The organism is Pseudomonas sp. Irchel s3h17 (assembly GCF_900187505.1).
Classification (GTDB): Bacteria; Pseudomonadota; Gammaproteobacteria; order Pseudomonadales; family Pseudomonadaceae; genus Aquipseudomonas.
In genome coordinates this window covers 199,054-211,556 of record NZ_FYDL01000004.1, presented here as the reverse complement: position 1 = coordinate 211,556, position 12,503 = coordinate 199,054, and the positions used below count along the sequence as shown (strand labels likewise).

Below are 12,503 nucleotides of genomic sequence, written 5' to 3'. Positions count from 1 at the left end.
TCATGTAAGGAGGTGTTGCAGGCCCGATTTACCGGCGCATTATAGGTGTTTTTTTGGGCTTGTGGTGCGACGAAATCGCCTAGCAAGCGGCCATTGAGGGCGCTGCTCAAGACGGAGCGAGCATTTATGGGGCTTTGGCCGGCATAGAATTTTTTTGCCGGGGATCGGGAATTTTTTGCTGGGTTGGGACGGGGTTGCCGAGAGACTCACGCAAACCCTGGCCCTGCCGGCGCACCCGCTCAGTAAAACATCGACTGTGACTCTTCCAGGTCGTTGCACAGCAGCGGGTTGTTCGGGTCGAGACCGAGTCGCTTGAAGGATGGCAGGGCGGTGATGTCAATCTGTGCCAGCGGGTGATCGGTGCCTTGGTAGCCGTGCACGGTTGCCATTTGCACGAGGTCGACATAATCGACCTGCTGGGGTTGTCGCTTGAGGTCCAGGTACTGGCCCGGCAGCTTGGCCAGCCTTTCCGGAAACTCCCAGACCTGCAGCAGTTTGTCGCCGAGCAGGGGATGAATGTGCTCGATCACGTGGTTGAGGCTCACGGGGTCGGACAACAGCTCGTAGTGGTCTTCGGCGTAGGTCAGGATCGGCAGTACGCCGATCTGGTGCACCAGCCCGCCCAGTGCGGCCTGGTCCGGTTTCAGTTGGGTGTGGCTGCGGCACAGGGCATAGCTGATGCCGGCGATTTGCAGGCTCTTGCGCCAGACATCGCGCATCTTCTGTTCCACTACCTCGGACCGGGCATGGAAAATCTGCTCCATGACCAGTCCGATGGCCAGGTTGCTGCTGTAGTTGACGCCCAGGCGGGTGATGGCCGCGTTCAGGTCGGTCACTTCCTGGGTGGCGCGCAGCATGGGGCTGTTGACCACTTTGATCAGGCGCGCCGACAACGCGGTGTCACGGCCGATGACTTTGCTCAGGGCGGTGACGCTGACTTCCGGGTCTTCAGCGGCCCGGCGAATCTGCAGGGCCACTTCCGGTAACGTTGGCAGAACCAGGTCATCGTTATCGATGGCCTCAACCAAGTCCTGTTGGATCTTTTCCGCCAGCTCGCTCATTTCGTTTCTCTAGGGTGTTGCCAAAAGGTGCTGCTTATTGACGCTTTAACGCTGGATCTCAAGATCGCGATCCAGTTGGTAAGGCAGGTCGAGCAGGTGCAGGGCGGGGCCTTCAAGCGCGCCCAGGTGCAGGTCGGCGCTGTCGACGGCTTCGGCTTGCAGCACGGCGAGCAGTTCAATGCCCTGGCCGGCGTGGGCGGCGATCACCACTTCACCGATGGAACTGCCATGGGTCGGGGAGAACAGGGCGGTGCCGGGCTCGGGCAGTTCGCTGGCGTCCAGTTGCAGGCGATACAGGCGGCGCTTGAGTTTGCCCAGGTACTGCATGCGCGCGACGATTTCCTGGCCGGTGTAGCAGCCTTTCTTGAAGCTGACGCCGCCCACGGCTTGCAGGTTGAGCATTTGCGGGATGAACAGCTCGCGGGTGCCAGGCATGACCTGGCCGATGCCTGCGCGGATCTGGCCCAGCAACCAATCGTTGAGCGTACCCTGGGCCAGTGTTGGCGAGAGCTTTTCGGTCAGGGTTTGCGCCTGGTCGGCGGCGGCCCAGAGCTCGGTACGGCCAGGGGACACGCGAATCGCGATCAAGCCGTTGTGGCGTACTACCGAGTCGGTCTCCGCCGGTACATCGAGCCCGAGCGCCGCCAGTGCAGCGTCGGCGTCGGCCAGGCCGAAGCGAACCCAGGCAGCGCTTTCATCGGTGAGCCTGGATTTGGAGAACACGGCGTATTTTTTCAGGTCCGCCAGTTGTGGCTCCAGCAACTCGCTGGCCATCGCCATCACCACCCCGTCACCTTCCAGCAGGATGCGAAAGCTCGACTGCATGCGGCCTTTCTGGGTGCAGCGCGCACCGAGGCTGGCCCGGGTGTCGCTCAGGTAGTTGAGGTTGCAGGTCAATTGCCCTTGAAGAAACTTGCTGGCGTCAGAGCCACGGACGGCGAGAACGCCTTCATGGGGCAAGGTGCAGAAAAAAGTGGAATCGGCCATGGGTCATCGCAGGGTAAAAAAGTCTGGGGGACATCATAAGGGGGCGCTGTTGAAATGGGTAGTTCACAAAGGAGCGTGGGTGACCGACCAAAGCCGACTGTTCGACCGGGACAGGGGCTGTATACTTGCGCCCTATTTGAGGAGCGCTCCATGGTCGAAGATGTTGAACTCAATCGCCTCTACTGGCACAGCCGTCGCGGCATGCTTGAACTTGACGTGTTGCTGGTGCCGTTTGTCAAAGAGGTTTATCCGCACCTGAATCAGGTTGATCGCGAGTGCTATGTCAGGCTGCTTGAATGCGAAGACCAGGACATGTTCGGCTGGTTCATGGAGCGTTCCGAATCGGAAGATCCTGAACTGCAGCGCATGGTTCGCATGATCCTGGACCGTGTCCAACCCAAGTAATTCGTTTGAATGCCGCTGGCATGCCTCACGGCAATTGCTGGCGGCTTATCTCCTCGCCCAGCTGTTCGCGCTGGGGTCGCTGTTGATCCTCGATGTTCCCGGGTGGGCAAGCGTGCCCGGCGCCTTGCTGTGCCTGGCCCATGGGGCGTGGGCGCTGCCACGGCAGATTCTGCTGACTCATCCCGGTGCAATTCGCGGTGTGCGCCGCGATGTCGACGGCTGGCAGCTGTGGAGTCAGGCCAGCGGTTGGCAAGCGGTGCAGCTGCGCCCTGACAGCCTGGCCTTGCCATTGATCGTGGTGTTGCGCTTTCGACTGCGTGGGGAGCGGCGGGTGCGTTCGATCTGTGTGCCGCGCGACGCGCAGGCGGCGGATGTCCACCGGCGCCTGCGGGTGCGGCTCAAGTTCAGTCGGCGTAGGTGGGCGGCACCAGAATAGTGTCCAGTGCTTGCGGCAGCAGGTCCGGGTAGTCGAGGGTGTAGTGCAGGCCCCGGCTTTCCTTGCGCTCCATGGCTGAGCGAATCATCAGCTCGGCCACCTGGGCCAGGTTGCGCAGTTCGATCAAGTCCCGGCTGACCTTGTAGTTACTGTAGAACTCGTCAATCTCGTCCAGCAGCAGGCGCACGCGGTGCTGGGCCCGCTGCAGGCGCTTGTTGGTGCGCACGATGCCGACGTAGTCCCACATGAAACGCCGCAGTTCGTCCCAGTTGTGCGCAATGATCACGTCTTCGTCGGAGTCGGTGACCTGGCTGGCGTCCCAGGCGGGCAGGGTGCTGGGGACGGCAATGTGCGGCAACTGCTCAAGGATGTCCGCAGCCGCCGAGCGGGCGTAGACGAAGCACTCCAGCAGCGAGTTGCTGGCCATGCGGTTGGCGCCGTGCAGGCCGGTGAAGCTGGTTTCGCCAATGGCGTACAGCCCGGGCACGTCCGTGCGTCCCTGTTGATCGACCATGACCCCGCCACAGGTGTAGTGCGCGGCCGGAACCACCGGGATCGGCTGCTTGGTGATGTCGATGGAGAATTCCAGGCAGCGCTCGTACATGGTCGGGAAGTGCGACTTGATGAACGCTTCAGGCTTGTGGCTGATGTCCAGGTAAACGCAGTCGATACCCAGGCGCTTCATCTCGTGGTCGATGGCCCGGGCGACGATATCGCGCGGGGCCAGTTCGGCCCGGGGGTCGAAGCGCTGCATGAAACGCTCGCCATTCGGCAGTTTCAGGTGGGCGCCTTCGCCTCGCAGGGCTTCGGTGATCAGGAAGCTTTTGGCTTGCGGGTGATAGAGGCATGTGGGGTGGAACTGGTTGAACTCCAGGTTCGCGACCCGGCAGCCCGAGCGCCAGGCCATGGCAATGCCATCACCGCAGGCACCATCGGGGTTGCTGGTATAGAGGTAGACTTTTGCCGCGCCGCCAGAGGCGAGGATGACAAAACGCGCGCCATAGGTGTCGACTTCGCCGGTACCGCGATTGAGGACGTAGGCGCCAAGGCAGCGATCGCCAGCCAGGCCCAGGCGCTTCTCGGTGATCAGGTCGACGGCGACCCGCTGCTCCAACAGTTCGATGTTCGGGCGCAGCCGTGCTTGTGCCAACAGGGTGTTGAAGATGGCGGCACCTGTGGCATCGGCGGCGTGGATGATGCGCCGATGACTGTGGCCGCCCTCGCGGGTCAGGTGGAATTCGAAACCGCCGTCCTCTGTCCCGGACTGTTCGTCGCGGGTGAAGGGGACGCCCTGATCGATCAGCCACTGAATGGCTTCGCGGCTGTGTTCGACGGTGAACCGTACGGCGTCTTCGTGGCACAGGCCGCCGCCAGCGTTGAGGGTGTCGTCAACGTGGGATTCAACGGTATCGGTGTCATCCAGGACGGCCGCGACGCCACCCTGGGCCCAATAGGTCGAGCCATTGGCGAGGTTGCCTTTGCTCAATACGGCAATGCGCAAATGGTCGGGCAGCGTCAGCGCCAGACTCAAACCGGCAGCACCGCTGCCAATCACCAGAACATCGTGTTGAAACTGTTGGCTCATTTCAGGATTCCGCTCAAAGCGACCCGGGTCGGGGTTGGCGCAAGACACCTGATTCGGCGAGTCAAGGCAGCCACACAGCCTACTAGTATATAGAGGGGTGGATCGGCACAATAGTCGGGCCTTCGTGGCAATGTGAGACTACCGTGATGGAAAAGCCTGAAGGTTGTGTCAGGTGATTTACCTGTTGAAAGGCCGTCAAGCGTGCTTTATCGCGGACAAAGCGCGCATGTTCGCTTCACGGTTACACATTGTCCGTTTGGTTCGACGATAAAACATGGGAACTTTTGCACCGCGCTCAAGCTCAATAGACGGTTACCTGAGACAAGGGACAGCGTCGGTTTTGCGCAGGATCCGTGTTTCGGTCCTTGCGAATGGATTCGACGACAAGATTATTGGCGCAGCCGGCCAAGCCGGTGCTGCGCTTTTCGTGTGTGCCAAATCAGAGCACGCAGGAAACTTGCCTGGAGGGGGAGAACTTTTGCGAAAAGCACGAGTCTATGTTTGCAAGCCTGATCGATTAGTGATGCAAGCCTCCTCCGAGCTTATCGAGGAGTGTTCATGCTAACCCAGGAAGAGGATCAGCAGCTGGTCGAGCGCGTTCAGCGCGGCGACAAGCGTGCATTCGATCTGCTAGTGCTGAAATACCAGCACAAAATTCTCGGGTTGATCGTGCGTTTCGTGCACGACACCCATGAAGCCCAGGATGTCGCACAGGAAGCTTTTATCAAGGCTTACCGTGCACTTGGTAATTTTCGCGGGGACAGCGCGTTTTATACGTGGCTTTACCGTATCGCCATCAACACGGCGAAAAACTATCTGGTTTCACGCGGCCGTCGGCCGCCGGATAGCGATGTCAGTACCGAGGATGCAGAGTTCTACGATGGCGATCACGGCCTCAAGGACCTCGAATCGCCGGAGCGGGCATTGCTACGCGATGAGATCGAAGGCACCGTCCATCGAACCATCCAGCAACTGCCAGAAGATTTGCGTACGGCTTTAACTTTACGTGAATTCGACGGTCTGAGTTACGAGGACATTGCGAGCGTCATGCAGTGTCCGGTGGGTACCGTGCGCTCGCGGATTTTCCGCGCCCGGGAAGCCATCGATAAAGCCCTGCAGCCGTTGTTGCAGGAAAACTGAGACAGCGGCGACAGCCAAGAGAGGAACGCCATGAGTCGTGAAGCCCTGCAGGAATCGCTGTCCGCAGTGATGGATAACGAAGCGGACGAACTGGAATTGCGTCGGGTATTGAATGCCTTTGACGATGTTGAAACCCGCGAAACCTGGGCTCGCTACCAGATCGCTCGTGCCGTCATGCACAAGGACTTGCTGATCCCGCGTCTTGACCTTGCTTCGGCCGTTTCGGCCGCGCTGGCTGACGAAGCCGTGCCGGCAAAAGCCAGTCGTGGACCTTGGCGTAGCCTGGGTCGCCTGGCGGTAGCCGCTTCGGTGACTCTTGCTGTCCTGGCGGGTGTGCGCCTGTACAACCAGGACGAGATCGCCGGTGTCGAACTGGCCCAGCAATCGACTCAACCTGGCCTGAGCGTTCCTCAAGTCAAAGGCCCCGCCGTATTGGCAGGCTACAATGAAGGTTCGCAAGCCACGGGTCCCATGGCCAATGGCGTATTGCAAGGTCAGCCAGGCTGGCACGATCAGCGTCTGCCAGGCTATTTGCGTCAACATGCTCAACAAGCTGCACTCAAAGGCACTGAAAGTGCCCTGCCTTACGCTCGTGCAGCGAGCCTGGAAAACCGTTAAGGAGGATCATGCGCGCCATACCTCTACTTACGCTTTTGCTTAGCGGCTGGTTTGTTGTTCCAGCCCATGCCGATGAGGCTCAGGAATGGTTGACCCGTCTGAGCCAGGCCGAGCAGCAGCAAAGCTTTCAAGGCACTTTCGTTTACGAGCGTAACGGTAGTTTTTCTACCCACACCATCTGGCATCGTGTCCAGGAAGGCAAAGTCCTCGAGCGTTTGCTTCAGCTCGACGGCTCGGCCCAGGAAGTCGTACGCATTGATGGGCATACTCAATGCGTCAGCGGTAACCTGGTGGCGGGGCTGGGGGATACGCCCGATACCTCTGCTCGTGCGCTGGACTCGCAAAAGCTCAAGAATTGGTACGACCTTGCCGTCATCGGCAAGTCGCGCGTGGCCGGGCGGCCAGCAGTGATTGTTGCGCTGACGCCCCGTGACCAGCATCGTTATGGTTTCGAACTGCACCTGGATCGCGAAACCGGCCTGCCATTGAAGTCATTGTTGCTGAATGAAAAAGGGCAGTTGCTGGAGCGATTCCAGTTCACTCGCCTGGACACGGCCGACGTACCGACCGATCACGATCTGCAGGCCACTGCCGAGTGCAAGCCCGTGGTGCTCGAGGGCGACAAGGCGTCTGCTGTCAAAGCCGCTCAGGACTGGCATTCCGACTGGTTACCGCCGGGCTTTGAGCTGACCGCCAGTGGCGCACACAAGGATCCCCAGACCAAGGCCCAAGTCAGCAGCCTGATGTATGACGATGGCCTGGCACGCTTTTCGGTATTCCTTGAGCCGCTCAATGGCGCAACGGTCACCGATACCCGTACTCAGCTGGGGCCAACCGTTGCCGTTTCCCGGCGCCTGACCACTCCCAAGGGCGAGATCATGGTCACGGTAGTGGGGGAAATCCCCATCGGTACCGCTGAGCGGATTGCGCTCTCCATGCGCACCGACGCCGCTACGGTCAAGCAGTAAGTCGATCCGGTGACGCTGATCGAACGACAGCTCGTTTGTGCACAAGGTCAGTCAATGTCCACGTCGCAATCGAGCTGTCGAAATGTTTGGTGAGCATTTCAATTTGCAAAAAACCTTAAATTTTTTTATAGGTCAGGGTCCCTCGGCTCTGGCCTTGTATAGTTGTTCCCGGAACAAAAGTACCGGTGCATGTTTTCCCGGTGTTTATTGCTCCATATCGCTTAACCCTGCTCGTCGTAACGGGAGCCGTATGTCGATACCACGTTTGAAATCCTACCTGACCATTTTTGCCTCTGTGCTGGTGCTGGGTCAGGCCGTCACTGCCCAGGCAGCCGAGCTGCCTGACTTCACACAGCTGGTTGAGGAGGCCTCACCCGCGGTGGTGAACATCAGTACCACCCAGAAACTGCCCGAGCGCAAGGTATCCAGTCAGCAGATGCCTGACCTGGAAGGCTTGCCGCCGATGCTGCGCGAGTTTTTCGAGCGTGGCATGCCGCCTCAGACGCGCCCCCCTCGTGGTGATCGCCAGCGTGAAGCGCAATCCCTCGGTTCGGGGTTCATCATCTCGCCTGATGGCTATGTCCTGACCAACAACCATGTGATCGCCGATGCGGACGAAATTATCGTGCGCCTGGCGGACCGCAGCGAGCTCAAGGCCAAAGTGGTTGGCACTGACCCACGTTCCGACGTGGCGCTGCTGAAAGTCGAAGGCAAGGACCTGCCGGTCCTGAAGTTGGGCAAGTCCCAGGACCTGAAAGCCGGGCAATGGGTCGTGGCCATCGGTTCGCCGTTCGGCTTTGACCACACCGTGACGCAAGGTATCGTCAGCGCCATCGGGCGCAGCCTGCCGAACGAGAACTATGTACCGTTCATCCAGACCGACGTGCCGATCAACCCGGGTAACTCCGGTGGTCCGCTGTTCAACCTGGCGGGCGAAGTGGTGGGGATCAACTCGCAGATCTACACCCGCTCCGGTGGTTTCATGGGCGTTTCGTTCGCCATCCCGATCGACGTTGCCATGGATGTCTCCAATCAGCTGAAAGCCGGTGGCAAGGTGAGTCGTGGCTGGTTGGGCGTGGTCATCCAGGAAGTGAACAAGGATCTCGCCGAGTCCTTTGGCCTGGACAAGCCGGCCGGTGCGCTGGTGGCCCAGATTCAGGACGATGGTCCGGCCGCCAAGGGTGGCTTGCAGGTCGGTGACGTGATTCTGACCATGAACGATCAGCCGATTGTCATGTCGGCGGACCTGCCTCACCTGGTGGGTGCGCTGAAGGCCGGCGCCAAGGCCAATCTTGAAGTGATTCGCGACGGTAAGCGCAAAAACGTCGAGCTGACCGTCGGGGCGATTCCGGAAGAAGGCAAAGAGCTCGATGCCCTTGCTAATAAATCCGGTGTCGAGCGCAGCAGCAATCGCCTGGGCGTGGCCGTGGTCGAGCTCAGCGATGAGCAGAAGAAAGCGTTCGACCTCAAGAGCGGCGTTGTGATCAAGGAAGTGCTGGAAGGTCCTGCCGCGCTGATTGGCTTGCAGCCAGGCGATGTGATCACCCACCTGAACAACCAGGCCATCGGTTCGGCCAAGGAGTTCACGGAGATCGCCAAGGCGTTGCCGAAGAACCGTTCGGTGTCGATGCGGGTTCTGCGTCAGGGTCGTGCCAGCTTCATTACCTTCAAGCTGGCTGAGTAACCCGGTTACTCGCTTGTAAAAGAAACGCCTCGCAAGAGGCGTTTTTTTTCGTCTGCACAAAGCCTCTGGAGGCCGTGTAGCCGTTGCTTGGGGGGGAGGGCGTAGACGCACGTTGCTCCGGTTTGCGTGGAGGCGGGTGCGGGGTGTCAGCGCTTTTCCCGGGGCAAAAGAAAACCCCCGATAAACCCAGGGGGTCTATCGGGGGTTTCAGGCAGGCGCCTTGCGGCGCCTGCCGGCTCAGCTTACTGGCAAGCTTCGCAATCCGGCTCGTCGATGGCGCAAGCCTTCGGCACTGGAGCAGGACCGGCAGGAGCGGCCAGGACCGAGTCGTCACCGTGGTTGCCGCCGCTGGAAACAGCGTTCAGCTTACCGGTGTTGATGGTCGACTTCTCGGTGCTGGTCGCGGCCAGGGCACGGAGGTAGTAAGTGGTTTTCAGGCCACGGTACCAGGCCATGCGGTAGGTCACGTCGAGCTTCTTGCCCGAAGCGCCAGCGATGTACAGGTTCAGGGACTGAGCCTGGTCGATCCACTTCTGGCGACGGCTGGCCGCGTCAACGATCCACTTGGTGTCCACTTCGAAGGCGGTCGCGTAGAGCTCCTTGAGTTCTTGCGGGATGCGTTCGATCTGCTGCACGGAACCGTCGTAGTACTTCAGGTCGTTGATCATGACCGAGTCCCACAGGCCGCGAGCCTTGAGGTCGCGAACCAGGTACGGGTTGATCACGGTGAATTCGCCCGACAGGTTCGATTTCACATAGAGGTTCTGGTAGGTCGGTTCGATCGACTGCGACACGCCGGTGATGTTGGCGATGGTAGCGGTCGGTGCGATGGCCATGATGTTGGAGTTACGAATGCCTTTCTGCACACGGGCGCGCACAGGTGCCCAGTCCAGGGATTCGTTCAGGTCAACGTCGATGTACTTCTGGCCACGGGCTTCGATCAGGATCTGTTGCGAGTCCAGCGGCAGGATGCCTTTGGACCACAGCGAGCCCTGGAACGTCTCGTAGGCGCCACGCTCGTCAGCCAGGTCGCAGGAAGCCTGGATCGCGTAGTAGCTGACCGCTTCCATCGACTTGTCGGCGAACTCGACGGCCGCGTCGGAGCCGTAAGGGATGTGCTGCAGGTACAAGGCGTCCTGGAAGCCCATGATGCCCAGGCCGACCGGACGGTGCTTGAAGTTGGAGTTCTTCGCTTGTGGCACCGAGTAGTAGTTGATGTCGATAACGTTATCGAGCATGCGCACGGCGGTGTTCACGGTGCGTTCCAGCTTGGCGGTGTCCAGCTTGCCATCGACGATGTGGTTCGGCAGGTTGATCGAACCCAGGTTGCAAACGGCGATCTCGTCCTTGTTGGTGTTCAAGGTGATCTCGGTGCACAGGTTCGAGCTGTGCACCACGCCCACGTGCTGCTGCGGGCTGCGCAGGTTGCACGGGTCCTTGAAGGTCAGCCATGGGTGGCCGGTTTCAAACAGCATGGACAGCATTTTGCGCCACAGGTCTTTGGCCTGGATGGTCTTGGACAGCTTGATCTTGCCCGGGTACTGGGACAGGGCTTCGTAGTACTCGTAGCGCTCTTCGAAGGCCTTGCCGGTCAGGTCGTGCAGGTCCGGCACTTCGGACGGCGAGAACAGGGTCCACGGGCCATCATCGAAGACGCGCTTCATGAACAGGTCAGGGATCCAGTTGGCGGTGTTCATGTCGTGGGTACGACGACGGTCATCACCGGTGTTCTTGCGGAGTTCGATGAACTCTTCGATGTCCATGTGCCAGGTTTCCAGGTAGGCACAGACAGCGCCTTTGCGCTTGCCACCCTGGTTAACGGCGACGGCGGTGTCGTTCACTACTTTGAGGAACGGAACCACGCCTTGCGACTTGCCGTTGGTGCCCTTGATGTACGAACCCAGCGCACGAACCGGCGTCCAGTCGTTGCCCAGGCCGCCAGCGAATTTCGACAGCATGGCGTTGTCGTGGATCGCGTGGTAGATGCCCGACAGGTCGTCCGGCACGGTGGTCAGGTAGCAGCTCGACAGCTGTGGACGCAGGGTGCCGGCGTTGAACAGGGTCGGGGTCGAGGACATGTAGTCGAAGGACGACAACAGGTTGTAGAACTCGATCGCACGGTCTTCCTTGTTTTTCTCTTCGATCGCCAGGCCCATGGCCACGCGCATGAAGAAGATCTGCGGCAGTTCGAAGCGCACGCCATCCTTGTGGATGAAGTAACGGTCGTACAGGGTTTGCAGGCCCAGGTAGGTGAACTGCTGGTCACGCTCGTGGTTGATCGCCTTGCCGAGTTTTTCCAGGTCGAAGGACGCCAGGACCGGGTTCAGCAATTCGAATTCGATCCCTTTCGCGATATAGGCGGGTAGCGCCTTGGCGTACAGGTCGACCATTTCGTGGTGAGTGGCGCTCTCGGCGACGCCGAGGAAGCCCAGGCCTTCGGCACGCAGGGTGTCCATCAGCAGGCGAGCGGTCACGAACGAGTAGTTTGGCTCACGCTCGACCAGGGTACGGGCGGTCATCACCAGGGCGGTGTTGACGTCGGTCAGGGCCACGCCGTCGTACAGGTTCTTCAGGGTTTCGCGCTGGATCAGGTCGCCATCGACTTCTTCCAGGCCTTCACAGGCTTCGGTCACGATGGTGTTCAGGCGGCCCATGTCCAGAGGAGCAAAGGTGCCATCGGCGCGGGTGATGCGGATCGACGGGTGAGCGTTGACCGCTTCTTCGGCCGGTGCGTGGGCAGCGCGTTCTTTCGAGCGACCGTCACGGTAGATCACGTAGTCACGCGCTACTTTCTGCTCGCCGGCACGCATCAGGGCCAGTTCGACCTGGTCCTGGATTTCTTCGATGTGGATCGTGCCGCCCGAGGGCATGCGACGCTTGAAGGTCGCGGTGACTTGTTCGGTCAGACGGGCAACGGTGTCGTGGATTCGCGACGAAGCGGCAGCGGTGCCGCCTTCAACTGCGAGAAACGCTTTGGTGATAGCGACGGTGATTTTGTCATCGGTGTAAGGAACGACAGTGCCGTTACGCTTGATCACGCGCAATTGGCCAGGCGCGGTGGCGGACAGATCCGAATTCGAATCAGCGCCCTGCGGCAAGGTGCCTTGCGGGTTCTCGCGAGTTGTGTCGGTTTGCATGGGGGGGTGTCTCCACATTCTCTATGTTTGTTTGGGCACCATCACGGTGCCCACCGTTCCGTCCTGAAGCACTACAACCGGCAAGCGCCGGACATAACAACTTCGGGACAGTAGGAAGGGGCTGTCGTGCGCCGCTTCCATGCCGAAGTCTTTGGTTTCAAGCCAGGGGCTGAAAACCGGATTCCGTTTGGGTGACAGTAAATGACTGCAACACCCGTACCGTTTTCGCTGTTTTGAGCTGGAAAACGGTCGCCATCCGCGGGAGCGGTTTGGGCTTCTGAAAAAGCGTTTGGTTCAACCAAAAACATGCAAGAAAAGCACTTGAGTTTCTTGTCTGATTTGTGTTTGGTTTTCAGCTCGAAACCCTACATCTAGGGATTTTTTGAACTTGAGCTACAAGATAATGCGTTTTAGGGGGTGATTGCAACGTACTACCTGTGGATAAAGCTGTGCGTAAAATGTGTATGAAACGGTCGATCGTC

At 59.7% G+C, this 12,503-nt stretch carries 10 protein-coding genes; 6 read left to right on the top strand and 4 right to left on the bottom strand.

Going from position 1 to position 12,503, the window contains the following annotated elements:
- Positions 1 to 239: 239 nt before the first annotated feature.
- Positions 240 to 1,061, bottom strand: a complete 822-nt coding sequence (locus CKW25_RS07010; protein ID WP_095078458.1) for an HDOD domain-containing protein — start codon at positions 1,059 to 1,061, stop codon at positions 240 to 242.
- Positions 1,062 to 1,106: 45 nt separating this feature from the next.
- Positions 1,107 to 2,048: a folate-binding protein YgfZ gene (locus CKW25_RS07005; protein ID WP_095078457.1), complete on the bottom strand. Its 942-nt coding sequence runs from the start codon at positions 2,046 to 2,048 to the stop codon at positions 1,107 to 1,109.
- A gap of 150 nt (positions 2,049 to 2,198) precedes the next feature.
- Here CKW25_RS07005 and CKW25_RS07000 point away from each other — a divergent pair, with 150 nt between their 5' ends.
- Both CKW25_RS07000 and CKW25_RS06995 read left to right on the top strand, forming a co-directional pair.
- On the top strand, positions 2,199 to 2,453 hold the full coding sequence (locus CKW25_RS07000) for a succinate dehydrogenase assembly factor 2 (RefSeq protein ID WP_095078456.1): 255 nt from the start codon (positions 2,199 to 2,201) through the stop codon (positions 2,451 to 2,453).
- Complete coding sequence (locus CKW25_RS06995) at positions 2,437 to 2,889, top strand: protein YgfX (protein WP_095078455.1); 453 nt, start codon at positions 2,437 to 2,439, stop codon at positions 2,887 to 2,889. Before CKW25_RS07000 ends, CKW25_RS06995 begins: the two co-directional genes overlap by 17 nt.
- Here CKW25_RS06995 and nadB read toward each other — a convergent pair.
- Entirely contained in the window at positions 2,858 to 4,474 is a 1,617-nt protein-coding gene (gene nadB / locus CKW25_RS06990) for an L-aspartate oxidase (protein WP_095078454.1), read from the bottom strand. The genes CKW25_RS06995 and nadB overlap by 32 nt on opposite strands.
- Positions 4,475 to 5,032: 558 nt before the next feature.
- Here nadB and rpoE point away from each other — a divergent pair.
- The 4 genes from rpoE to CKW25_RS06970 all read left to right on the top strand — a co-directional run bounded on the left by rpoE (position 5,033) and on the right by CKW25_RS06970 (position 8,884).
- Entirely contained in the window at positions 5,033 to 5,614 is a 582-nt protein-coding gene (rpoE, locus tag CKW25_RS06985) for an RNA polymerase sigma factor RpoE (RefSeq protein ID WP_095078453.1), read from the top strand.
- Positions 5,615 to 5,644: 30 nt separating this feature from the next.
- Positions 5,645 to 6,232: a sigma-E factor negative regulatory protein gene (locus CKW25_RS06980; RefSeq protein ID WP_095078452.1), complete on the top strand. Its 588-nt coding sequence runs from the start codon at positions 5,645 to 5,647 to the stop codon at positions 6,230 to 6,232.
- A gap of 8 nt (positions 6,233 to 6,240) precedes the next feature.
- On the top strand, positions 6,241 to 7,200 hold the full coding sequence (locus CKW25_RS06975; RefSeq protein ID WP_095078451.1) for a MucB/RseB C-terminal domain-containing protein: 960 nt from the start codon (positions 6,241 to 6,243) through the stop codon (positions 7,198 to 7,200).
- Between the two features lie 250 nt (positions 7,201 to 7,450).
- The gene (locus CKW25_RS06970) at positions 7,451 to 8,884 is read left to right on the top strand and encodes a DegQ family serine endoprotease (RefSeq protein WP_095078450.1); all 1,434 of its coding nucleotides are present in this window, start codon (positions 7,451 to 7,453) and stop codon (positions 8,882 to 8,884) included.
- A 242-nt stretch (positions 8,885 to 9,126) separates the two neighbouring features.
- On the opposite strand, the gene CKW25_RS06965 is transcribed toward CKW25_RS06970, so the two are convergent.
- Complete coding sequence (locus tag CKW25_RS06965; protein WP_095078449.1) at positions 9,127 to 12,021, bottom strand: ribonucleoside-diphosphate reductase subunit alpha; 2,895 nt, start codon at positions 12,019 to 12,021, stop codon at positions 9,127 to 9,129.
- Positions 12,022 to 12,503: the final 482 nt, after the last annotated feature.